Genomic DNA, 24,755 nt, shown 5'->3' with positions numbered 1-24,755 from the left:
CTAAACCTTTACTTGATTTAAAAATCCTTCTAGGCGCAGCTTCACATCCGTCCATTCGCTGGCAATAATGCTGAACATCACGGTGTCCCTCACATAACCGTCATGAAGCACGCGATGTTGGCGAAGTGTGCCTTCTTTTTGGGCGCCTATACGTGTAATTGCTGCTTGGGAGCGCTCGTTTCTTAGGTCTGTTTTAAGCTGCACGCGCAGGAGGTCCAAGGTTTCGAAACAGTGTCGCAGCAACAAATACTTACACTCTGTATTAATTCTGGTCCGCCAAACACGTGGATTATACCACGTATGACCGATCTCAACGTGACGATTTGCGGCCGAGTAGTCGAAAAGGCGCGTGCTGCCGACGAAGCTATCGGACTGTTTATCATATACGCTGTAAGGGATGCCTAGGCCAGCTTTTTGCTCATCTAAGGCTTGGCGGACAAATTGTTCAACGGCTGAAGGTTGAAGCAGCGGGGTCATGTAGGCAAAGATGGCAGGATCTGAGGCAGCCTCCACTAGAGCGTTAATGTGGGATTCCTGCATGGGCAGTAGAATAACTTGGGTACCTTCTAGCTTGATAGGTTGGAAATTCATCGGCGTATTCTCCTTGTCAAAAAGTCAGATTTATGAGATTTTAATAAGCATAATGGTAAAATGGTGTAATAAAAAGAGCCAATTTGGTTGAATTTATGTAGACCAATTGTAGACGTAACAAAGGAGGAGCACGTATGGATTTTCATATACCGTACCCTACCTATCAAGCGAGATATACGAGTAAATATGCGGCTTTGTATCATGCCCTGCATGACAACATACTCGCAAATAAGCTGGTGCGGGATACGAAGCTGCCTTCCAGTCGTGAATTGGCTGCTTTGTACGGGCTATCGCGGGGGACTGTTAATCAGGTGTACGATATGCTGATTGCTGAAGGTTATTTGCAAGCTGATGTCGGTAGAGGGACTTATGTTGTTTATAACGGTGTGCAGGAGAAGCGGGTACCGTTTGAGGGGAAGGCTATCCGGCTTTCGGACTGGGGGACGCGGGTTTGTGAGGCGGATCGGGATGGACGGGGGTTGGGGCGAGGGCAGGGGCAAGGGCAAGGGCAAGGACAGGAATGGGGGCCAGGACAAGAGGAAGAGCGAGAGCGTGGGAAAGAGCAAGAGCGGGAGGAAAAGCTAAGGCAAGGGCTAGGGCGAGAGGAAGAGCTAGGACAAGAGCAAGAGCAAGAGGAAGAGCAAGAACGTGGGAAAGAGCAAGAGCAAGAGCAAGAGGAAGAGCAAGAGCAAGAGCAAGAGCAAGGGAGAAAGATTGCGTTCGTGATGGGTCGGCCGCAATTGGATGAATTCCCGCGGGAGCTATGGAACCGCGGAATGTACGAGCAGGTGCGGCGCATGACAGAGTCGCCGCAGGCAGAAGCTCACGTCGCCGAGGGGCATTATGCGCTTCGCGAAGCGATCGCACAGCACCTAAGGCGAATACGCGGCATCGAGGCGCCACCAGAGCGCATCGTGATCGTTAACGGGTCGATGCAAGCGATCGCGCTGCTGACCCAAATGCTTGTGAACGAAGGCGATCCCGTCATCCTGGAGCGCCCGGGCTACCAAGGCGCCAGCCGCGCTGTGCTGGCGGCTGGCGGTGTGCCCATCCACGCAGAGGTGGATGGGCAAGGGCTTGCCCCGCAGCCGTGGAACGCACGGCTGCTGTTCGTGACACCCAGCCGCCAATTCCCTACGGGGGCGGTGCTGGGTCTAGAGCGCCGCCAGCAATTGCTGCGCTGGGCGGCAGAGCAGGGCGCTGTCATCGTCGAAGACGATTATGACAGCGAGTTCAGGCACCGCGGGCGGCCCATTGAGCCGCTCAAGGTGCTAGACCAAGAGGGCCGAGTGGTCTACATCGGCACCTTTTCCAAAACGATGCTGCAGGACCTGCGCATCGGATATGTCGTGCTGCCTGAGGCGCTGCACGACGCTTTTGTAGCCGCGAAGCGGCTATACGAGCCGCACCCTTCGGGGCTGCTCGAACAGCGCTCGCTCGCTGCTTTCATGGCGAGCGGCGGCTACGAGCGACACCTGCGCCGCATGCGGCGGGTGTACGCGAGTAAGTTCTTGCTCCTGCAAGCGCTGCTGCAGGAGCAGCTCTCCACCCTCTTCGAGTGGGTGGAGAGTGACGCGGGGCTGCATCTCTTCGGCTGGTGGCGGGGGGACCCCCGCACCTATGCCGCTTATGCAGCCGAGTGCCGTAAAGCTGGCGTCACGTGGAGCGACGCCAGTTCCTACGGCATCCCCGCGGGGAGGGCCGGGGCATGCTTCGGTTTTGCACATCTCAGCGAGCAGGAAATACGCCAAGGCGTCGCTGCCCTGCGACAAATCTCAGAAAATGTCATAAAATCAACAATATGATTTTGGCAGGATTGACAGAGTATGCTATGATCTAACATGTGGTCAATTAATCATTTTATTGTAGGAGTGATCCCTAAATGGCAGGATTAAATGGTGGAGGCACAAGCGTGATTGTGCGTTTGGAAATACATAAAGAACAGGTCACGTTTGGTAAAATTGCTACAGCCATAGGCGATGCCGGTGGCGATATCGTCGCGGTTGACGTGACGCGAGCCAGTAAAACAACAACAACACGGGATATTACTGTTCAAGTTAGCGATCCAGATCATACCGAAGTGATTGTTAAAGTATTGAAAGGTATTCCTGGTGTACGGTTAATTAACGTATCCGACCAAACGTTCCTTATGCATTTGGGCGGCAAAATTGAAGTCACTCCGAAGATTCCGATTAAAAATCGGGACGATCTGTCCCGTGTATATACGCCGGGAGTCGCTCGTGTTTGTATGGCGATTCATGAAGATCCATCCAAAGCGCACTCATTAACGATCAAACGGAATACAGTTGCTGTCGTTTCTGACGGAACAGCGGTTCTTGGACTCGGCAATATCGGGCCAGAAGCAGCTATGCCGGTTATGGAAGGTAAAGCTATGCTGTTCAAGCAAATGGCAGGCGTTGATGCCTTCCCGATTTGCCTGGACACACAAGATACAGAGGAAATTATTCGTACTGTGAAAGCCATCGCACCTGCTTTCGGCGGTATTAATTTAGAGGATATTTCGTCGCCGCGTTGTTTTGAGATTGAAGAACGGTTGATTAATGAATTGGATATTCCAGTATTCCATGACGATCAGCACGGGACAGCGGTTGTTATTCTTGCTGGTTTGCTTAACGCAGTTAAGGTGGTGGGCAAACAGTTGGAGTCGTGTAAGGTTGTAATTACGGGCATCGGAGCAGCAGGAATTGCTTGTACAAAAATGCTGCTAGCTGCCGGCGTCACGAACGTCATCGGTGTAGACCGTCAAGGGGCAATCGTACGTGGTGAAAGCTATACAAACTCCATGTGGGATTGGTATGCGAATAACACGAATCCTTTAGAACTAAAAGGAACTTTGTCCGATGTGATTGCTGAAGCTGATATTTTCATCGGGCTATCCGGTCCAGGTGTTTTGAAAGTAGACGATGTGAAGAAAATGGCGACTGACCCGATTGTCTTCGCGATGGCCAATCCGACACCGGAAATTACGCCAGAAGACGCGGAGCCTTACGTACGCGTTATGGCGACAGGTCGTTCAGACTATCCGAATCAAATCAATAATGTGCTCTGTTTCCCAGGCATTTTCCGCGGAGTACTGGATTGCCGTGCTTCCCGAATCACGCAAGAAATGAAGCTTGCAGCAGCCAAAGCGATTGCTTCGGTTGTGAATGAAGATGAGCTGAGCGAGTATTACATCATTCCGAGCGTATTCAACCATGCGGTTGTTGAGAAGGTACGCGAAGCAGTCATGGAAGCCGCTTATGAATCGGGTGTGGCTCGCCGCCGCCGTCAACGCGAGACGCAAGAGTCCCATCACGAATAAACGGGTGAAAATAATCTCACCTCATCTGGTTACTTAAATGGAAAATCTACCGCTAATCTGCGCTGCTCTGCGGCAGGGAGCAAAATAGCGGTAGAAACTCCAGTTAATACGCTGATTTTGAACAAGATAGGCTAAATTTGGGAAAAATAGCGGTAGAAACTCCAGTTAATTGAGAAAAGTTGGATCAATAACGGAAATTAGCAGGAGAAATCGGCGTTACTTGCTTTGACGATACTGACGCGCGCGCGTCAGCACAAAAAAAACCTTGCACCAGCAGCTGTTTCCAGTCTGCTATGCAAGGTTTTTTGTGTTAATTCTGTTCCGCTGTCCACTCTTTTAACTTACTGTCAGTAGGAAGAAGGAACGTCAGAATGCCGAGAAGCGGCAGGAATGCGCATAATTCCATCACACGCGTCGTGCCGATCGCGTCACATAGATTACCAAGAACGACGCTGCCGATACCGCCAAGTCCGAAGGCGAGTCCAGTAATAAGGCCGGATACGGTTCCTACTTTGCCAGGGAACAGCATTTGGGCATAGACCACAGTAACGGAGAAGCTGGACAAGAGAATAATACCGATGACGACAAGCAAGACATAAGACCAAGTAATACCAACATGCGGCAGCAGCAAAGCGAATGGTGCTGAACCCAGCATGGAGAAGAAGATGACATTGCGCTTACCGAAGCGGTCTGCGATCGGACCACCAAAAAATGTTCCCACAGCGCCAGCCGCGAGGAACAAGAAGATAAAGTCCTGCGCTCGGTTAATTGACATGCCGTAGTTATCTTGCAGGAAGAAAGCGAAATAGCCGCTCATTGCAGCGCCGTACCATGACCGAACGAAAACAAGGAAGATCAATACGTATATCGCGAAAAAGACACGTTTGCGATGAACGGGATTGACCGTTCGCTTCACCGTTGACTTAGGCTTGACTGGGAAGTTAGTCAGCTCAGCTTTGTACCAGCGTGCAATGAACATCTGTACAGCTATCGCAATCGCAGCAACGCCTGTGAACCATATGGAACCGAAGAGTCCAAGCGGTATGAAAATCCATTTGGTCATGACAGGAGCCAACGATTGGCCGAAGTTACCGCCAACTTGGAAGATGGACTGTGCCAAGCCCTTGCGTCCACCTGCAGCCATATGCGACACCCGAGAACCTTCTGGATGGAAAGCAGCGGAGCCTAGCCCCACAAAGCATACAGACAGCAGCACGACCCAATACGAGTGGGCGAAGGCTAGCAGCAGCATCCCCGTAAGGGTGGACGCCATACCAATCGGCAGCATGTAGGGGGAAGGCTTGCGGTCAGAATATAAACCGACTACGGGCTGCATGATAGAAGCCGTGAAATTGATGGCGAACTGTACCCAACCTACTTGGGAATAGCTTAATCCCATTTCGCTTTTCAGAATTGGGAAGATGGCGGGAATGACGGATTGGATAGAGTCATTCAGCAAATGTACAAGGCCGATTGCAAATAGGATCCGGTAAACAGTTGGTTTAATATCTCCTGCACCCTGCAAGCTTTTGGATTCGGAAGATGGTGTTGTTATGGCAGCCATGATGCGCTCCTCTCGCTATGTATCTAGGAAACGGCCGAGGTCTTCTCCCATTTTCACTTTGGAACCAAGCTTAAGGTCTGGGCGAGGTTCAAACATGTCATCTTCAAAAAGCAGCACAACGGTTGAGCCGAATTCGAAATAGGCCAGCTCTTGGCCACGTTCCAATGTTTTGGGAAGCGGCTTGACGTACTGAATTGAGCTCACGTTCAGCGCCCCGACTTTTACGACGGCAACTTCACCTGTGTGATGCTGGATGAAGGTGATTAACCGCTCATTGCGACTAAGTACTCGCTTCATGTGGCGAAGACCGAATTCGTTCACCGGATATACTTTGCCGAGCACGTGCTCTTTTTCAAGGATGTCCCCGGAAATCGGAGAATGAATGCGGTGATAGTCGGTTGGGCTTAAGTACAGGACGAAATAAAAGCCGTTTTTGTAATTAACTGTGCGGGGCGAGCGGTTAAGCAGCTCCTCAATGGTGTAGTCTTGCCCTTTGACATTGACGATTAAGCCATCTTTGATGTCCCCGATCCCTGTAATCATGGCATCTACAGGACTTACGACACGTGTCTCGTCTTCATGAATCGGCCGTAAACCCGGCTTTAACCGGCGAGTAAAGAAATCATTTAAGGATTTGTAATCTTTTACATGCTTCTCAGCATCTTCAATACGTATACCGTAAGTTTGGGCAAAACGGGGAATGAACATCCGACTTGCTCTGGACCTGGCAAAGGCTCCTGTCACTTGGGATACCCATTTACGTGAGGAGAGCTCAGTTAGCAATTTGAAGAACGGTTTTGACATAGATTAACTCCTGTTCATTCGTGGTTAGGCGGGCTTTTGACCAACGTTCAAGCTTCTTCAAAGATCCCTATTTATCACTCTTCGCTAATCTTGCCACAGAAAGGTAAAAGAATCAATTGTCGAATGAAGAAGAAACGGCAAGATAGGTGGCTAAAAAAATAGTTTAAGGGCTGTTTGAGGTGAAATATGCTTGTCAATGCTGTTAATGAGGTGAACTGGTAAATGTCCATGATGATCGTATTGCTTCTGTTTTTGATTCCGGCTTGCATGCTTGTTGGGGCTTGGATGTTCACAGCCTGCCGAATTGGCTTTCATGTCCTTGCCTTAGTCAGTGCCTATGTGTTTGGCATCATTTCCGCTTTGGCGGTTTATGATATTTTGCGGGATGATACGGTATTTATGACGAATATTCATGCGGTTTTCAACAACCAACTGTTCCTTTTAAGCGGTGCCTATTTAGGATGTTATGGCATCTATATTATGTGGAAATGTCTGTTAACAGAGCTTAGGAAAGAGTAGTCCTGTGTAGCAGCACCAATTTTAACTGTAACTATTTCATTCCATACATCGTCTAATAGGGAAATCTTAGAATAAAGGCAGGTAGTAGTGTGAATCTTTTTATTTCTAGATATACCAAGAGTATGATGTGTGCGTCTGCGTTATCTCTCTTTTTAATGGGGTGTGCATCTTCTCCGCAAGGTAACACGCCGTCAGCCGCTGTTTCGATGGCGCCAACGCCTTCCGCGTCTGCTCCGGCAGCTACACCAGTCCCTACGGTTGCACCGACGCCAAGTCCGACGCCTTCAAGTTCTACTTCAGGCATGTCGCTGGACGAAAAATTGGGACAGATGATCTTGGCTGGCATTGATGGATACAGCGTGAATGCGAATACCCAAGCGTTGATTTCAACGTACCACGTCGGGGGCATTATTTTATATAAGCCAAATGTCAAAGATTCAAGCCAACTAGTTTCCTTGGTTAATGAACTGAAGCAAAAGAATGCCAAAAATAAGCAGCCGCTCTGGATCGGCGTGGACGAAGAGGGAGGAAGGGTCACGCGACTGCCGGATGAGATCCAGAAAACGCCAACTAATCAGGAGATTGGGAAGACGAATAACAAAACGTATGCCTACAACATCGGTAACTTGATTGGTTCCGAGCTTCGCGCGTATGGATTGAACGTTGATTTCGCTCCTGTGCTGGACATTAACAGCAATCCGAAAAATCCGGTGATCGGTGATCGTTCATTTGGAGCAAATGCTGCCGTGGTCAACGCTATGGGCATTCAAGAAATGAAGGGGCTGCGAGATCAGCAGATCACGTCAGTTGTTAAGCATTTCCCGGGGCATGGCGATACATCTGTCGATTCGCATGTCGGGCTGCCGGTTGTCCAGAACGATCTGGACAGATTGCGTAAGCTTGAATTACTCCCATTCGCGGAAGCTTTCAAACAAGAGGCAGATGCGGTGATGGTTGCCCACATTTTGCTGCCGAAAGTGGACGGACAGAACCCGGCATCAATGTCGAAGAAAATCATGACGGACTTGCTGCGTAAGGAGATGGGATTCCAAGGCGTAATCATGACCGATGATATGACGATGGGAGCTATTGAACAAAACTATGATATCGGCGCTTCTGCTGTGAAATCAGTTTTGGCTGGAGCTAATGTCATCATGGTCGGACATGACTACAATAAGGTTGTCAAGGTCATTGAAGCACTGCGACAAGCTGTTCAGAACAAAGAGATTCCGATGGAAACGATTGATCAGAGTGTGGCGAAAATTCAGAAGCTGAAGATGAAGTATAAGCTGAAGGATGAGAGCGTCGGCGCGGCTGATGTAGCTGCCCTCAATAAAGCTGTAAAGCAAGTGCTAAGCACGAAATAGCACAAATTCAAAAAGAGTGCCCCTCAGTCATGTTATGACTCTTGGGCACTCTTTTTGATTGTGGGGAAGGAGCGGGACCAAAGTGGTGTCATTTTGAGCGATGGGACATGAGAGTTCAAGAGGGTGGAGAGGTGGAGACGTAGAGAAGTGAAGAACTTGAGGTGTTGTGATCTCGATTGTTGGAGTGCTAGAGAACTGGAATGATGGAGTGCTGGAGAACTTGAGATCTGGAGAGTTGGAATGCTAGAGAACTGGAATGTTGGAATGATGGAGTGCTGGAGAACTTGAGATCTGGAGTGTGGAATGCTATAGAGCTGGAATGATGGAATGATGGAATAATGGAGTGCTAGAGTGCTGGAGCGGAACTACAGGGCTCTATTTGTGCTAAATGGGCTAATTGGCAGTTTTTGTGGAACTACAGGGTCCTATTTGCTCACAATTGCCGTCAAGGAGCCCGAAATCGGGGGAATAGCGGATCCTAGTTCCCTCCGATTATCCAAATGGCTGTTTGGAGACAAAATAGCGGACTATAGTTCCTATTACCAGAGATAGGGGCAGGTTGACGGGCTAATAAACCGGGGTACCGCCATTCAACAAATATTTGGCATAAGCCATCGGATTATAGTAGGTAGCTTTCCATTCTTCCAGCATGTTAGCTTCTCGGAAACTATAACGCTGATCCTTGCCATTGCATTCAATGAATAAGGGATAGCCATCCTTGGTGATCCCGATATCAAGTCCGAGATCGGCCAAATGCGGCAAATGCATGCTTAGAAACTTCGCTACCAGAAGGGCAAACTCCGCAATTTGCTCACACACTGCACAGGAATTCAGAGACGGATAGTCGGCGGCCAATATTTCCGTCAATGTCTTTACTTGGCCCCCTTGCGCCACGTTGGTCAAGAACAGCTTGCGTGAAGCGACTTTGGCGACGATCCCCGTCACGCACCAATCGCCGGAGGCTCCGCGCTGCACGGATACGCGCAAGTCGAAGGGGCGGTTGTCGTGGGTAGCCAAAGGCAAGCGCTGTTGCACGAGATAGGCGCGGCTTTGGATTTTGCGCCGCAGGGTTAACGGCAGTTGTTTGCGAAAGTTGACCTGCCGCCAGACTTTATTGCTGATTTTGAGTGTCGCGGGATAAACAAGCTGCCAGCCTGTAGGGGTTCGATCCATTTTCATGACACCGCGCCCGATGCTAGAGTTCGTTGGTTTGATAATGATAGAGTCGTAGGCACTCATCATGACTTTCATGTTTTTGAGGGTGGCGGGGAAGGTGCCTGGCAAATGGGGTCTGATGGTTTCATCCAGCATCAAGATTTGGTGAATTTGCAGCTTACTGTACCGATTCCAGCGGTTAAAAACGTGAATGCCATGCTGTGTCCAGCTTTCCAACTCCTGATCCGAACCATGGTCCAAGTAAATGGCCCGGTTATGAATGATCTTGGGAAGGGGAATCCATTCACGTATATATTGAGTTCCTCTTTGCACGTAGGCATGAACTCTCATCGTGTGGATGTGAACATCTTGCATGCGGAAATAGCAAGGGGTAATGCCAAATTCTCTGCCTGCCTCACTGTAAAAATGGATGGCTTCATATTTTGTGTTCCCTAGGGGAATGCCTGCGTATAAGGAATCGTTCACTAATATACCCACATAGGGATTTACCATCTACTTCACTCCTTAGAGTTTTTCGCCAGAAAAACTGGCATCGGAAGCATAAGCTTAAAGTTTTTCGTCAGAAAAACGGGCTACGGAATTGGCTTGCCAAAACGCCGCGGCACGATAGAGGCTCCCTTACAGCTTATGGAAAAGCAGTGCAGCTTGTTTGTACGGATGCTGATACTTTTGCGTAAGTAACGGGCAGATGCCCAAACTTTGCCTGTATATCCGCATATGTATAGAAGAAGGAAGGGGGAGTTACATGTGAGCCAGAGACCTATGCGTGTTGTCATTGTTACGCCAGGTTCTTTTCCCATTCCCTCAGGAAAAAGCTCCTCGGTGGAACAGGTTGTCCAGAAAACGGCCGAGAAGCTCGTCAAATTTATGCCCGTGTGTGTTCTGGGGAGAAGAACGTCGTATCAACCAAGAAGTGAAGTACGGGACGGGTGTACGTATATAAGGGTTCCTTATGCGGGTCCACGTTCCTATATTTCTGCCATCTCTCGGCAAATCGCCATACGAAAGCCAGGCATCATCCAGGTCGAGAATCGACCGCATTTCGCACTCTACCTGCGCAAACGTTTTCCAAGATGCTTCATTAGTTTGGTGCTGCATTCCAAAGTTTTTATTTCGTTGCCGTATATCTCGCAGAAATATCTGAAGGTATGCCTAGCCGCGGCGGATGTCGTTATCGTCAACAGTGATTATCTGAAACAGGCGGTGCAGGCGAAGGTGCCGTCTGCTGCACATAAAATCGTGACGCAGCATTTGGGCGTAGACGTTTCTAAATTTACGTCAAGGTGGTCTCCGGAAGGGAGCGAATCACGCGCCAAAAAGCTACAAGAGCTCGGCTATGAGAACCGGAAGATCATTCTTTTTGTTGGCCGGCTTATCCCAAGAAAAGGGGTTCACCATCTGCTCAAAGCGATGAAAACTGTGATTCAAGCGGAGCCAAATGCGGTTCTAATTCTAGTAGGCGGTGCTTTCTATGGGTCTAGGAGATTGACGGCTTATGTGAAAAGGTTGTACCGGGAAGGGAGCAAGATGCCACAGAATGTGAAGTTTGTCCCCTACACATCGCACGCTGATATCCCGAAATGGTATCACCTTGCAGACGTTGTCGCCGTGCCTTCTGGGGAAGGCGAGGCTTTTGGACTCGTTAACATTGAGGCTATGGCTTCTGGAGTACCCGTGGTAGCGACAAACTCAGGCGGAATTGGTGAGGTTATTAAGAATGGAACGGTCGGGTATTTAGTTGATTTGAATAAGATTGAGGCGGATCTGCCCCTTTATTTATTGCGCCTTTTGGCAGATGAAGAGCTAAGACGAGCCATGGGGGAGCAAGGTATTCATCGGGTCGAGCAAATGTTCACATGGGATAAGGCGGCAGAGACGAGGTATGACTTATATAAGCATAAATTGGGGAGGTAACCATTTATCTGGGTGTCCGCACATTTTTCAGGGCTAACGTACATCTCTCAGTGAGCTTGAATATGTTACAAATGACCAATTTATGTGGAATGGAGAGGAGTCTATGAGTAAGCGTAAGAGCAACAGCAACAGAGCAAGGCCTTATGTGCAAAAAGTGAACTCCCGAACAAATGAGTTGAAATGGCTCGATGATAATGAACAGCCTTCACCTGCTCCGGTTAAGCAGGAGAAAGTGGAAACAAGTCCCAAGGTTGCACAGGTGGAAGTAAGTATCCCTCCCAAAACGCCAACGCCCAAACCAACACCTGCGAAAAGCACGATTGTTGAGACGACGAAAGTGAGTAAACCCACATCGTTGGTAAGTGTATCACAGACCGCAGTGCCTGCTCCTCCGCTCTTGCTGCTTTCTGAGCGTAAAACAGGTAAATTCGTAAATCCCGTGGTGTACACGGATGATATCGTGGAAGAAGCGATAACATGGGAGAAAATCGCCAGTCGTTCAGTGGACGAAAGTAAGATCAAGCCGCAAAGCATCGGGACCAAAGTTATTAAGGATTTTGCAATCGATCAGTCTAAACTAGCATCGGCTAGCGTGACTCGCGACAAAATTGCAGGTCACTGCATTCATGATGAACATATTGCTCCACACAGCATCTCTGGTGAAAAAATGCAGGATCAATCAATCCCCGGAAGCAAACTGCTGGATAACAGCATTACAGCAGATAAGCTCGCTGATCAAACGATTAATTCCATTAAATTGGCGGATGGTTCCATTTTATCACAGCATTTATCCGAGTTGGTCATTACGAATGAGCTGATTGATGATCAGTCGATTACAGCTGAGAAAATACGCAGCAGTGCTGTGCAAGCCAAGCATATCGCCAATTACAGCATCGATACCGCCAAGCTAATGGACGCAGCCATCACGACGGATAAGTTAAGGGATCAAGCGGTTACCGAAGAAAAGATTGCGAATGAGAGCATTTGCTCCGTTCATATCCAGTCTAAAGTTATTTTTAACGACCATTTGGCTGATGGAAGCATCCAGAGTCGGAGTATTGCGCCAGGTCAGATTGAAGCCACTCACATCGCTGATGGCGCCATCGATGGTTACCATCTGGAAAATTATGTTATCACGGAGGATAAAATCGCTCCTGCATCGGTCACAGAGGAAAAGCTGGCAAATCAAGCGGTTACGAATCAGAAAATCGCCCCTCTGTCGATTGAAGCTAAGCATATCGTGAAGTCTTCGATCCGCACGGAGCATTTGGCAGACGGTTCCATCCAAACCACGCATCTTGCTTCCGGCGTGATTCAATCCGGGCATCTGGCAGAAGGTGCAGTACACACCAAGCTGATTCAGGATGGCTCCATTACATCAGCCAAACTAGCTGCAAATGCGGTAGAAGATAAGCATATTCTCCCGAAGGCGATTCAAATCGGGCATCTCGCCGACAATGTCATCTCTAACGCGAAGCTGCAGGATGAATCCATTACCTCTTCGAAGCTGGTGGAAAGCTCAATTGAAGGAAAACATATCCAGCAGCAGGCAATTCAGAGCGGGCATCTAGCTAACGACAGCATTTCAAATGCAAAGCTGCAGGATGAGTCAATCACTTCCTCGAAGCTGGTTGAAGCCACCGTTGAGGGCAAACATATTCGGCAGCAAGTGATTCAAAATTGGCATTTGGCCGATAACATCATTTCTAGTTCGAAACTGCAAAATCAGTCCATTACATCAAACCATTTGACGGAGAGTATCATTGAGGAAAGGCACATAAGCGAAGGGGCAATCACGCAGGTTCACTTGGCTGATGGGATCATTTCGTCTTCCAAACTGGAAGAGGGAGCTGTGACGACAGATCTACTGGCGGCTGGCAGTGTGGATTCATCGAAGCTGAAGCAGCACAGTGTGACCTCTGATAAGCTCGCAGCAAGTTCAATTACAGCTGAGCACTTGCACCAAGGCATCGTGGCCAGCGAGCATTTGGTAGAAGGGGCGGTACTTGGGACACACGTTTCGCTAGGAACGATTGGAACTGCACACTTGCTTGATGCAGCCGTTACCAGTGAGAAGCTGGGCTTAGGCGTTATCCGCTCAGAGCACATCGGGAATGGTGTAATTGGCGCTGAACTGATCGGGGAATCTGCGATTGAACGTGATCATATTGCTGAAGAGGCGGTTACGACTCAGCATTTGCAGGATCAAACGATCACGACAAGCAAAATCGCGGAAGAAGCCGTGACAGGCACCAAAATTGCTTCCATGAGCATCGAAACTCGTCATCTTCAAGAAAATAGTATCGCTGGCAGCCATCTTAAGCCTGGGTCGATTTCGTCCCAGCACTTGGCGCAAGGCTCGATTACTCTTAATATTTTTGCTGACAGGAGCTTGGATGGAACGAAGTTAATGGAGCAATCCATTACTGGAGAAACCCTTGCGAAAGGGGCAGTCACCGACGAGAAGCTGGCGAATAGCGCAGTTGGCGCGCAGCATCTGCAGCCTGGAGCAATCTCAGCGAGAGCTCTGCAGGAGCAAGCCGTAACGACTGGCAAACTAGGAGAGCAAGCCGTTACAGAAGCTAAACTGGCTGATTCCAGCGTAACGGGCCGTAAAATTGCTAGTAAATCTGTTCACAGCGAGCATATTGTTGACGGTGCGATTACGGCTGCGAAGCTGGCGAACGAGAGCATCCATGGCAGCAAACTGGTAGCTGGTGCGCTCAGCTCAAGGCATTTGGCCGATGGCGCGATCAGCAGTGCGAAGCTGGCAGCACGGGCGATTGGCAGCGAGCATATCGCTGACGGAGCTGTGACCATCACGAAGCTGGCGAAGGAAAGCGTGGATAGCGCGAAGCTGACAGCGGGTGCCGTAACAGGTGATAAGCTGGCTGATGGCGCAGTTACCGGAGCGAAGCTTGGACTTGGCGTTATCGCAAGCGAGCATCTGGCAGCCGGTGCGGTCGAGAATGAAAATCTGGCGGCAAATTCCGTAGATGGTACGAAATTGAGCCTTGGCGCGATCAGCAACTATCATCTTGCGGATAGCTCGGTGTATGGGGCGAAGCTCGCGACGGGCAGCGTGGATAGCAGCAAGTTGACCGCAGGAGCTGTGAATCATGAGCACATCGTAGATGGGGCGATAGATGGCATCAAGCTTGCGAAAGGCAGCGTGGATAGCAGCAAGATCATTCCAAGCGCCATTCAACGGGAGCACTTGGCAGAGAGTATAATTGACTCCACGAAGCTCGCTGAAGGGGCTGTAGTTCGCAGTCATTTAGTTGCAGGGATTGTTGATGCATCAAAGCTGGCGGACAGCAGTGTAGTTAGCTCTAAGCTGGCAGTCGGCGCTGTAAAAACAGATCACCTGGTTGACGGAGTTATTAGCGGAGCGAAGCTGGCACCTGGCAGCGTGGACAGCAGCAAGCTGGTGTCTGGTGCAGTGAACAGCGATCACATCGCACAAGGCGCAGTGAACGGCAGCAAGCTGGCGGCACTTAGTGTGGACGGCAGCAAACTCGTGGAAAACGCTGTGAACAGCGAGCACCTAAGCGTCAGCTCAGTGACTAGCGTGAAGCTGGCAACGGGCAGCGTGGATGGCAGCAAGCTGGTAGCTGGCGCGGTGAGCAACTTTCATCTCGCGGACGGCGTAGTGGATGCGGTGAAGCTGGCATCCGGCAGCGTCGATGGCAGCAAGCTGACAGCTGGTTCCGTGAATGGCAGCCATATCGTAGATGGTGCGATCGACAGCGGCAAACTTGCTGCAAACAGCGTAGATAGCAGTAAATTGTCCCCTGGCGCAGTCACAGGAGATCATTTGGCTGACGGTGCATTATTTGGCGCGAAACTGGCGGCAGGCAGTATTGACGGCGGCAAGATAGCCCCAAGCGCGATCATCGGCTATCATTTATCCGCTGGCAGCGTGGATGGCACCAAACTAGCCCCTGGATCGGTAAGCAGCGATCATCTGGCGGAAGGTGCTTTAGATGGCGCCAAGCTCAAAGCAAGCAGTATCGATGGTAGCAAATTGACAACTGGCGCGGTGAATGGCAGTCATATCGCGGATGGCGCGATTGATAGCAACAAACTGGCTGAGAATAGCGTTGACAGCAGTAAATTAGCATTTGGCGCAGTGACGGGAGATCACTTGGCAGACGGCGCACTCAGCGGCTCGAAGCTGGCGGCAGGCAGCATAGATGGCAGCATTCTGGCAGCAGGCTCGGTCAGCAGCGAACATCTGGCAGCGGGTGCTATGGACGGCGCCAAGATTAGAGCAAACAGTATCGATGGCAGTAAGCTGGCTCCTGGCTCGATTAGTGCTTTCCATCTTGGAGCAGGCAGCATTGACAGTTCCAAACTGGCGAGCAGCAGTGTGGATAGCGGCAAACTGGCACCAAGCAGTGTGGACGGCAGCAAGTTGGTATTTGGCGCAATTAGCAGCTTCCATCTGTCGCCAAACAGTGTTGACAGCAGTAAAATCATCGCTGGTGCCGTTCAGGGGGAACATTTGGCTGAAGGGACAATTGAAGCTACGAAGCTGGCAGCGGGTAGTGTGGATGAGAGCAAGCTTAGCTTTAACGCTGTGCATGTTCCTGCGGCTAAGCAGACGGCTTTGCAGCAATTCGGGCTAGTTCCTTTTGAGTTAAAAGTGCAGGACGAAACTGTCGAAGTAACGCTGCTCTTTGATGAACCGTATGCAGATGTTAACTATGTAATCACAGCGACAACAAGTCATCCTTCGTGTTATGCCGTTATCAAACAAAAACAAACGAATTCCGCGCAAATGATCATTGTGCGTTCCCGTTTTTCACCAGACGCGTACGGGATTCTTAACTGGATTTCCATAGGGACCAAAGGGTAATGACTTCCTTTATAAGGATTGCGTCTACTAGGCGTGATCCTTTTTTGTGTGATTCGCGGAGCTTTTTTTGGATATGTACAATCACTTATGCGTCTTGAAGAATAGGATAGAGAATAACCCTAAATAGCATTCATCTAAGAAAGGAGGACTTTCATGAAAATTGCCTTAATCTGCCCAGATTCTCTGCCGTGTCCACCGATCAAAAGCGGAGCGATTGAGTTATTAGTTGATCGTATGGCTCCCTACTTAAGCAGATTGGGTCACTCGGTTACGGTATTTTCGATACAGGATCCTTCGTTCAGCAATGATGAACGGATGAATGGTGTGAGATTCATTCGTTATGATCAATCCAGTTATTTCAGTGATGTGCGGAGCTACTGTGAAAACCAGTTATTTGACGTAGTTCAATTATATAATAGACCGGATTGGGTTAAAGAAATGAAGAGAGCAGTTCCGACTGCCCGCGTTTATTTATCGCTTCACAACTTACTAATCAATCACGAAATGCAGGATCAGGCTGCACTTCACGCTTTCGAATTAGCTGATCATCTCATTACCGTCAGTAAATTCGTTGCAGAGGATATTATCAAAGCCATTCCTACAGTCAGCAGCAAAATCACTACGCTCTACACGGGAGAAGATCCTAAGCGATTTACGCCTCATTTCACCATGGAAGGTAAAAAGATTGCCGAAAAGCTAAAGAGAGAATTGGGTATTCCCCCTGGTTACCATGTCGTCCTCTTTGTCGGCAGGCTGCTCCCAAAAAAAGGGTGTCATCATCTGATTAATGCCATGAGACTCGTTATCAGAAAGCATCCGAAAACAGCGCTAGTGATCATAGGGAGTAAGTGGTATGGTGACAGGACTATTAGCAATTATGTCAAGAAGCTTCAAAGCAGAGCTTTATCTGTGTCCTCTTTTATTTATTTTACCAATTTTATACCGGTAGACAGGCTCCCGGGCTATTATACGATGAGCGATATACTGGTTTGTCCCTCTCAGTGGCAGGAGCCGCTTGCAAGAGTTCAGTATGAAGCTATGGCAGCCGGCATCCCGATCATCAGCTCGAATCGAGGGGGAAATCCTGAGGTTGTTTTGAATGAGAGAAACGGTTATATCATTGATCTTTATAGAGAACCGGAAGCCTATGCACAGGCTATCATCAAGTTATTAAACAACCCTGAGAAACGCGTCGAAATAGGACGCGCGAACCGGAAGTTGATTACGGATCGTTACAATTTTGAAAAGTATGCACGGCGGCTATCGAATCTATATCAGACCACTTGAAACCGTATACGACTGGAGTGAACAGGGTGAAGATTGCTTTAATTTGTACGGAAATGTTAACCGTTCCTTCCATCAGGGGAGGGGCCATTCAAATTTTCATCGATGGCGTTATTCCTTATTTAAAAGAAAATCATGAAATAACGGTATTTTGCATAAAAGACAATGACCTTCGCGACCGGGAGGTAGTAAAAGGCGTGACGTATATTCGGGTTGCGAAAAATAATTATCAAATGAATGTTGCAGGTGAGTTGAAGAAGTTGAGGGCTGACAATCGGATTTTTGATGTCATTCATGTGTTTAATCGGCCCTTAAACGTACCTATTATTAAGCAAGCTATGCCTGGGAGCCGAGTTGTTTTGAGCTGCCATAATGAGATGTTTCGCAAACAGAAACTGCCGGATGACAAGGGACGCAATGTGGTTAAAATAGCCCACAACATCATGTCCATCTCCAACTACATTGGAAAAACGATTGTGGACCGTTTCCCTGAAGCAGCAAGTAAGGTGAAAACGGTGTACTCTGGCATTAATCTGGAGCAGTACAAACCCATCTGGCGCGAAGATGCTCAGGCCGAAAGAAAGGCATTGCGCAGAAAATACGGCGTCGACAATAAAAAAGTTGTGTTGTTCGTTGGACGGCTTTCTGCCAACAAAGGGGCAGACGTTCTGCTGCGGGCGATGCAGCGAGTCATCCAAAAGCACGATGATGCCGTGCTGGTCATCGTCGGAAGCAAATGGTTCAGCGATAACCGGGTAGACGATTATATATCGAACTTGCGAAAACTTGGCAATTCACTCGGAAAAAACAGGGTTGTGTTCACAAACTTTGTGCCTCCGAGCAAAATTCCCTCCATCTACCTGTTAGGAGATGTGTTCGTCTGCAGTTCCCAGTGGCAGGAGCCGCTGGCTAGAGTACACTATGAGGCCATGGGAGCGGGCCTCCCGATCATTACGACGAATCGCGGGGGAAATGCCGAGATTATAACGAACCATAAGAATGGCATCGTCATAAGCTCCTACACCGATCCGTGGGCATTCGCCAACTCGATTAGCCACATTTTCACGAATCCTTCGAAGGCGGATGAGTTAGGCAGGGCTGGCCGCAACTTTGTGGAAGGCAACTATGGGTTCCAGCACGTTGCCAAGCGATTGCAAGAATTGTATGTATGAGGGTGAAAACAGCGGCATATGTGTTGTGTGAAGGCCAACTTTGGGGTTGGCCTTTTTGCGTTGGGGGCAGTTGAGGGAGCTGCGGGACGGGAGCGGGCCGAAGGGGCAGAGGCGGATGCGGAAGCGGGGGCAGGGGCAGATGCGGGAGCAGAGGCAGGGGCAGAGGCAAGAAGCAAGAAACAGAATCTGCGGTTGCAGCTCGACTGGGGAACTACAGGGCGCTATTTCAGAGAAATATGCGCCTTTACGCTCGGAGGGGAACTATGTTCCGTTATTTCTATACAATCGGCGGATATTCCGCCAATTACATAGAAATAACGCCCTGTAGTTCCCCAAGATCTGTCAAACAGGCCTGAGGGGCGCGAATAGCGCCCTCAGGTTCCTCTATGCGCCGTACGCAGCTAAGATAAATGGAAAAACTACCGTTAATCTGCGCTGCTCAGTAGCAAGGAATGGATTAACGGGAGAAGCTCCAGCTAAATGATGAGTAGCTGCCTCAAATTCGTCAGATATGACGAATTTAACGCCAGAAAATCCAGTTAATCACCAAAAACGGTAAAAACTTAGCAAATAGCAGGAGGAATCGGCGTTAACTACAAACGACCGATCTACTCAGCAGCGCAGCCAGGGTTGATCACCGCCATGCGCTGGCAAAGCAAGGAGCGCCCAGAATTCGCGAGCGCCCGGAAACTCCAAGGGGCGAGTGAACTAGGAAGCACGTTTGTCGGATGAACGCTTCAGTCAAGGCGTATGACCTCAATCCGCAGAAAAAGAAGCTATCCCAGAAGTCATCAAATGACCGAGGGAGAGCTTCTTTAAGGTTTAATAAGATCGCGGCTCGCTTATCTTACACCAGCGGCTGTTCCTGGAGCCACTGCACAAAGCGCTCAATGCCCGCCTCTAAGCTCGTCGATGGCGTGTAGCCCAAGAGAGTGTGCGCTTTTTCGAAATTGGCCCACGTCCGTGGGACATCGCCGATCTGCATCGGCTTCCAGTTGATGATTGCCTTCTTGCTCATCGCATTCTCCAAGACGGTGACAAGGCTCAGCAAACTAGTCGGATGGTCGTTCCCGAGGTTAAACACTTCGTAGCCGGGATGGTCGTAATCAATCGATTTGCGAATGCCTGCGACGATATCGGCTACATACGTATAATCGCGACTCGTTGTGCCGTCTCCGAATAGGGAGATGGGTTCGCCCTTTGCTATTTTTTTGGCAAACAGGTGAATGGCCAGATCCGGCCGCTGCCGAGGACCGAATACGGTGAAGAAGCGCAGAGCGACAATCGGCAAGGCGAAGCAGTGGCTATAGCTGCGGCACAGCGCTTCGCCTGAAGCTTTGGTAGCGCCGTAAGGGGAGGCGATGAGCAGGGTAGGATCGGTTTCCGAGAACGGCACCTTGTCATTCAAGCCGTAAACTGAGCTCGACGATCCAAAAACAAATTTGGAAACGCCGTATTTGACAGATGCGTCCAGCAGATTGACCGTGCCCGCAAGATTGACGTCGACGTAGGTGCTCGGGATTTCCAGAGAGGGCCGGACACCTGCTTTGGCGGCCAGATGGACAACGGCGTCCGGTTTCCATGCGCTGAACACACGGTCCATGCCGGCTCTGTCCCGAATGTCGGCTTCAACCAGTTCGTATCTAGGTGAGCGCAAGTGATTATGGATGTTGTTCTCCTTCACTTTGCGATCATAGTAGTCATCAAAGTTATCGATCACAAGCACTTCGTAGTTATCCTCCAAGAGAAGTGAGTCCACCAGGTGGCTTCCGATGAACCCCGCACCCCCGGTAACCAGAATCCTTTGTTTCATCATGGTTTCCTCCTTGGCTGCTTGATCATAATGTGCTTATCCAAGCGCGTACGGAATCGTCTTTGACGGGATGAGCAAACATGACTTCTGATTTCTGTGAAGCTTCTTGAATTTCTTGCAAGGAAATATTCGGACGATAGCGGAAGCACTTCCTGATATTGGCCGGATACTCTTGGCACTTGGCTCCGCTCTGCATTGCAAGCGTCATATACAGAATTTCACCCAGCGCAAACACATCCGTTTTGGCGAGAATTTGCTCGAACAGCGGCTTGTTCACTCTAGCCAGCATGTTCTTCACTAGACGATGCCGATAAACTTGCATGGGGTTGAACGTGCCGTAGAAGTGGTTGCTTTGGAAAAACGGCTGCCAAAGCCCCCACTCCTTCCACATGCCGAGTGCTGTTGTCCAATTGCTTTTGTGAGGTGTCGTCTCTGTTTTTAGGGCCTCGACCAAACAATCATAACCTTCCATGTGATGGCTCAAAAACGCCTCAAATCCGTCGTGAATGAACATCACATCATACTCGGTATAAACTAAATACTCGTATGGAATCCGGGTATCTTCCAGCCATCTCATGACGTCATAAAAGAATCGTCCAGTTCGTCCTCTGCGCAGGGGTCTGCTGTAGGGACAGTAGAGGATGTGCTCGCTCTGGCATACCTCTTTGCCGAAGCTCCTGTCGATGCCGCCGTTATAGAGAACGATAAAAGCATTCGGGTTATATTTGCGAAGATTCCTAATTTGTTGGCGAAGCGTAGGTTCGTTCTCGTGAGCTAATAGAGCGAAACAAATCATGCGGCTTCCTCCTTTATTTTTTAAGGTTAAAGATCCAGTCGCGAACATCAGCGTCCTTGACCGGGTGCACGAACATGACCTCAGACTTGTGACTGGCTTCTTTGGCGTCATCAAGACGAATGCGATGGTACACGCGCAGGTAATCTACACTCGGCTTAGGGTAAGCTTTTAAGCGGCCGCCGCACTTTTTGGCCAACGTAATATAGAGCATCTCGCCTAAAGCATACACATTCGTAGCGCTAAATAACTGTTCCAGCATAGGTGTATCGATTATGGCCAACATCCGCTTAAGGATGGAACGCCTATACACTTGCATCGGATTAAAGGTTCCATAGAAATCGTCCGTCTGGAAGAAGGGCTTCCAGCGGTGCCATTCCTTCCACATCGTTTTGCCGGGAATCCAGCAATTACGCTTCCGATCCTTCTCGTGGCGGATCAATTTCACCAAGCAGTCGTGGTCCCTAAGTTCATTCTCGACCATTCGTTCAAATCCGTGATTGACGAACATCACATCATATTCGGTGTAAACTAGGAAGTCGTAGTTAACGTTCTTCTCTTCCAGCCATCTCATGACATCATAATAGAAACGTCCCGTCTTTCCCTTCTGCAAAGGCCTGCTGTATGGGCAGTACATGACTTTCATTTTTTTGCAAAGGGCTTTGCCGAAGTTTGCATCCTGTCCGCCGTTGTACAAAACAATGAGTACGTTATTCGGATTATATCTGCGAATGTTTCGGATTTGTTTGTAGAGGGCGTTTTCATCGGCATGCGCTAATAGTGCAAAACAGAGCATGTTCCAGCCTCCTAGGGTTGATTAAAAATCCAATCACGAACTTCGGCATCTTTTACGGGGTGAACGAACATCACATCAGGTCGGCTTTTCGCTTCTTTGATTTCCTTCCGTGTAATCGAGGGGCGAAACCTAAGAAACCGCTTGGTGTTATCTCCGTAAATTTTGCATTTGCCGCCGTATTTCTTGACTAATGTAATGTAGAACATTTCACCTAAACAAGGAATGCTCGAAGTGTCAAATAGATGCTCTAGACGCTTCTTATTCAGTCCTGCGAGCATTTGCTTAATAATGCCATGACGGAAAACGGACATTGGAGAGGATGTGCGGTAGAAAGAATTGGATCCGAAAACCGTCTTCCACCGTTCCCAGTCCTTCCACATGTCTTTGGCAGGAGGCCACGAAGCCTTCTTGGGATCCTCCTCTTTACGGAGTATTTTAACCAGACAATCGTAGCCTTCCATTTTACTCAACAAGTACTCGCGAAAGCCTGAATTGACGAACATGATGTCGTATTCCAAATAAACCAGGTATTCATAAGCAATCTTTTTATCCTCCAGAAACCTCATGACATCATAGAAGAATCGACCGCTGGTACGCTGCTTCAAAGGACGGCTGTAAGGGCAGTACATGACCTTTTCGTCTTCACAAACCTTTTTACCGAAATTCTCGTCCTGTCCGCCGTTGTAGAAGACGATTTGGACATCCTGGGGATTATATTTACGAATATTTCGAATTTGATTGCGTAATGCTTGTTCATCCTGGTGGGCTAACAATGCCATACAAATCATGAATGCAGCCTCCTTTGCTTATGCGTTATTTCTGAATCTCATTGTTGAATAGTGTCAACGCACGAGCTACGGCCTGATCCATATTGTAGTATTTGTAATCGGCCAACCTTCCCGCAAAGAGCACCTTATCCTTGATTTTGTCGGCTTCTGCTTGGTACAGCCTGTAGAGGTCTTTGTTTTCATCGCGCGGAATTGGATAGTAAGGTTCATTTTTTCCTATGGTATAGGTTTCAGGGTATACGTAAGAAATGGTTGTTTTGGGAGATTGCTGACCAGTGAGATGCTTCTGCTCCAGAACCCGCGTGTAGTCGTATTCATGCGGATAGTTGACTGTACCGACTTCTTGATGATAATCCTTATCCAGCGTATCAAATTCAAAGCGCATGCTGCGGTAAGGAAGCTGTCCGTGCATATAGTCGAAGTATTCATCGATCGGGCCTGTGTAGAGCATTCTTTGGTACGTGATTTCTCCGATGAGCTCTTTGTAGTCGGTATTCAGGAGCGTCTTAATGTTCGGATGGTTGAGCATCTTGTTGAACATAGGCGTATAGCCGTGTTTAGGGAGTCCTTGATAGGTATCTTGAAAATAACGGTTATCCCGTGAGATGTAGACAGGTACTCTTGCAGTCACCGACGGGGCGAGTTGTTCCGGATCTAACTCCCAGTGTTTCAGTGTGTATTTGTAGAATACGTTTTGATAGATATAATCGGCCAAGTCACTTAATTCACCGCTCGCGCTTTGGCGAAGCTTCAGGATCGGAACTTTGACGCCATAACCGAAATGGTCAATCAGCAGCGCTTCCAGCTTTTCTGCATATTTGGGAGGGAATAAGGCGTAGATGGAGTTGAGATTAAAAGGGACAGGCACCTTCTTGCCGTCAATAACCACGCGCACTTCATGAAAGTAAGGACGCCACGGGGTAAACATGGAGAGGTAATTCCAAACCATACTTGAGTTCGTATGGAAGGTATGGGAGCCGTACTTATGAATCAGTATGCCGTGTTCGTCATAACAGTCATAGGAGTTACCGCCAATATGATCTCTTTTATCGACAATCAGGACCTTCTCTCCCCGTTGGGAGGCAATTCGCTCTGCCAGCGTTGCGCCTGTAAAGCCCGCGCCAATGATTAACCAATCTGTTTTCATTACTTGACCTCCTGAACGTTGGGCTGTGCCGCTAGTCTAATTTCCAAATGGTTTTTTTTGCATATTTGAGATACTCATCTTTAAACTTGGGATTATGCCAGCTGTTCCACGGTTTTTTATCCGTTGTGTAATGAATGATGGCAGGATCGAAACGCTGGTGATGGGAACGATGCACTTGATAGTTCCACTTGGGGTCAAGCTTCAGCCATTTCTCGTGCAGAACAGCGTTTAATGCGTCTTGATCCATGAATTTTAGCTTCTCCGGATTTTTTCTCATATAATGTAGAACTTTCTCCGAGGTTTGGTTATCTCGCCACTTCTTCAAGTTAATAAGCAGCACGCCAGCGTTAAAATAGCCAGTACTTTCCGGAATGGAAAGCTCCTCGAAACGAAGCACTTTCCCAGGGATTTGCACAGCGCCAAGATGATATTTCTCAATGTTTACATCCCACAAGTTGGCAATATCTTCTTTCACAATGAGATCACAGTCCAAATAGAGCGCTTTGCGGACATCCTTCGGCAAGAGGGCTGGAATCGCAATCCGATAGTAGGTTTCTTTGCTCAAATGATAACGAACGACAACATCCTGAAAGAGAGCGTCTTCCACTGTTAAGAAAGCAAGCTCGACTTGAAAAGATTTCAAGGCATTATGAAGCTTCTGCTTGTTCTCGCTAGACAGATTGCCGTCGATCACATAGAGGGAGATGGGCCGATTCGTCTGTTCGAATAAGGAAGTAAGCATCACAGCTAAATGTTTCACGTACTTGTTGTTGGTAGCCACGACGATATGGATTCTTTCCAAGCGTAATCCTCCTTCGTATACACTGGTTTTTACCCGTCTAGA

Annotated in this window: 19 protein-coding genes; 9 read left to right on the top strand and 10 right to left on the bottom strand. The window is 48.8% G+C overall.

What is annotated here, in order from left to right:
* Window positions 1-591 carry a GNAT family N-acetyltransferase gene (locus tag GQF01_RS28520; protein WP_161410336.1) on the bottom strand — a complete coding sequence of 197 codons (591 nt, stop codon included), beginning with the start codon at window positions 589-591 and terminating at the stop codon, window positions 1-3.
* Between the two features lie 134 nt (window positions 592-725).
* Between GQF01_RS28520 and pdxR the strand changes: the two genes are divergently transcribed.
* Both pdxR and GQF01_RS28510 read left to right on the top strand, forming a co-directional pair.
* Window positions 726-2,396 carry a MocR-like pyridoxine biosynthesis transcription factor PdxR gene (gene pdxR, locus GQF01_RS28515; protein ID WP_161410335.1) on the top strand — a complete coding sequence of 557 codons (1,671 nt, stop codon included), beginning with the start codon at window positions 726-728 and terminating at the stop codon, window positions 2,394-2,396.
* A gap of 77 nt (window positions 2,397-2,473) precedes the next feature.
* Window positions 2,474-3,913: an NAD-dependent malic enzyme gene (locus tag GQF01_RS28510; protein WP_161410334.1), complete on the top strand. Its 1,440-nt coding sequence runs from the start codon at window positions 2,474-2,476 to the stop codon at window positions 3,911-3,913.
* Between the two features lie 310 nt (window positions 3,914-4,223).
* On the opposite strand, the gene GQF01_RS28505 is transcribed toward GQF01_RS28510, so the two are convergent.
* A complete protein-coding gene (locus GQF01_RS28505) occupies window positions 4,224-5,477 on the bottom strand; it encodes an MFS transporter (protein WP_161410333.1) in 1,254 nt (417 codons plus the stop codon).
* 15 nt (window positions 5,478-5,492) lie between these two features.
* Window positions 5,493-6,281, bottom strand: a complete 789-nt coding sequence (asd, locus tag GQF01_RS28500) for an archaetidylserine decarboxylase (protein WP_161410332.1) — start codon at window positions 6,279-6,281, stop codon at window positions 5,493-5,495.
* A 222-nt stretch (window positions 6,282-6,503) separates the two neighbouring features.
* Between asd and GQF01_RS28495 the strand changes: the two genes are divergently transcribed.
* Together GQF01_RS28495 and nagZ are read left to right on the top strand one after the other, a co-directional pair.
* On the top strand, window positions 6,504-6,800 hold the full coding sequence (locus GQF01_RS28495) for a transposase (protein ID WP_235960599.1): 297 nt from the start codon (window positions 6,504-6,506) through the stop codon (window positions 6,798-6,800).
* Between the two features lie 155 nt (window positions 6,801-6,955).
* Window positions 6,956-8,167, top strand: coding sequence for a beta-N-acetylhexosaminidase (gene nagZ, locus GQF01_RS28490; protein ID WP_235960597.1), 1,212 nt, complete (start codon window positions 6,956-6,958; stop codon window positions 8,165-8,167).
* Between the two features lie 567 nt (window positions 8,168-8,734).
* On the opposite strand, the gene GQF01_RS28485 is transcribed toward nagZ, so the two are convergent.
* On the bottom strand, window positions 8,735-9,835 hold the full coding sequence (locus tag GQF01_RS28485; RefSeq protein ID WP_161410330.1) for a YheC/YheD family endospore coat-associated protein: 1,101 nt from the start codon (window positions 9,833-9,835) through the stop codon (window positions 8,735-8,737).
* Between the two features lie 255 nt (window positions 9,836-10,090).
* Here GQF01_RS28485 and GQF01_RS28480 point away from each other — a divergent pair, with 255 nt between their 5' ends.
* The 5 genes from GQF01_RS28480 to GQF01_RS28460 all read left to right on the top strand — a co-directional run bounded on the left by GQF01_RS28480 (window position 10,091) and on the right by GQF01_RS28460 (window position 18,886).
* Complete coding sequence (locus GQF01_RS28480) at window positions 10,091-11,257, top strand: glycosyltransferase family 4 protein (protein ID WP_328803553.1); 1,167 nt, start codon at window positions 10,091-10,093, stop codon at window positions 11,255-11,257.
* Window positions 11,258-11,360: 103 nt separating this feature from the next.
* Complete coding sequence (locus GQF01_RS28475; protein ID WP_161410329.1) at window positions 11,361-16,118, top strand: WIAG-tail domain; 4,758 nt, start codon at window positions 11,361-11,363, stop codon at window positions 16,116-16,118.
* Window positions 16,119-16,271: 153 nt separating this feature from the next.
* Window positions 16,272-17,405 carry a glycosyltransferase family 4 protein gene (locus GQF01_RS28470; protein ID WP_161410328.1) on the top strand — a complete coding sequence of 378 codons (1,134 nt, stop codon included), beginning with the start codon at window positions 16,272-16,274 and terminating at the stop codon, window positions 17,403-17,405.
* Window positions 17,406-17,431: 26 nt separating this feature from the next.
* Window positions 17,432-18,574, top strand: a complete 1,143-nt coding sequence (locus tag GQF01_RS28465) for a glycosyltransferase family 4 protein (protein WP_161410327.1) — start codon at window positions 17,432-17,434, stop codon at window positions 18,572-18,574.
* Window positions 18,575-18,601: 27 nt separating this feature from the next.
* Complete coding sequence (locus GQF01_RS28460; protein ID WP_161410326.1) at window positions 18,602-18,886, top strand: hypothetical protein; 285 nt, start codon at window positions 18,602-18,604, stop codon at window positions 18,884-18,886.
* Window positions 18,887-19,421: 535 nt separating this feature from the next.
* Here GQF01_RS28460 and GQF01_RS28455 read toward each other — a convergent pair.
* The 6 genes from GQF01_RS28455 to GQF01_RS28430 are packed head-to-tail and all read right to left on the bottom strand — an operon-like array spanning window position 19,422 to window position 24,713.
* A complete protein-coding gene (locus GQF01_RS28455; protein WP_161410325.1) occupies window positions 19,422-20,387 on the bottom strand; it encodes a GDP-mannose 4,6-dehydratase in 966 nt (321 codons plus the stop codon).
* 25 nt (window positions 20,388-20,412) lie between these two features.
* Complete coding sequence (locus tag GQF01_RS28450) at window positions 20,413-21,183, bottom strand: hypothetical protein (RefSeq protein WP_161410324.1); 771 nt, start codon at window positions 21,181-21,183, stop codon at window positions 20,413-20,415.
* Between the two features lie 13 nt (window positions 21,184-21,196).
* On the bottom strand, window positions 21,197-21,976 hold the full coding sequence (locus GQF01_RS28445; RefSeq protein ID WP_161410323.1) for a hypothetical protein: 780 nt from the start codon (window positions 21,974-21,976) through the stop codon (window positions 21,197-21,199).
* An 11-nt stretch (window positions 21,977-21,987) separates the two neighbouring features.
* The gene (locus GQF01_RS28440) at window positions 21,988-22,764 is read right to left on the bottom strand and encodes a hypothetical protein (protein ID WP_161410322.1); all 777 of its coding nucleotides are present in this window, start codon (window positions 22,762-22,764) and stop codon (window positions 21,988-21,990) included.
* Between the two features lie 25 nt (window positions 22,765-22,789).
* Window positions 22,790-23,911: a UDP-galactopyranose mutase gene (gene glf / locus GQF01_RS28435; RefSeq protein ID WP_161410321.1), complete on the bottom strand. Its 1,122-nt coding sequence runs from the start codon at window positions 23,909-23,911 to the stop codon at window positions 22,790-22,792.
* A 31-nt stretch (window positions 23,912-23,942) separates the two neighbouring features.
* Window positions 23,943-24,713: a glycosyltransferase family 8 protein gene (locus tag GQF01_RS28430; protein WP_161410320.1), complete on the bottom strand. Its 771-nt coding sequence runs from the start codon at window positions 24,711-24,713 to the stop codon at window positions 23,943-23,945.
* Window positions 24,714-24,755: the final 42 nt, after the last annotated feature.

The organism is Paenibacillus silvestris (assembly GCF_009882985.1).
In the GTDB taxonomy this organism is placed as follows: Bacteria; Bacillota; Bacilli; order Paenibacillales; family NBRC-103111; genus Paenibacillus_E; species Paenibacillus_E silvestris.
The sequence above is the reverse complement of the archived record's forward strand: the minus strand, read 5'-3'. Positions and strand labels throughout refer to the sequence as shown.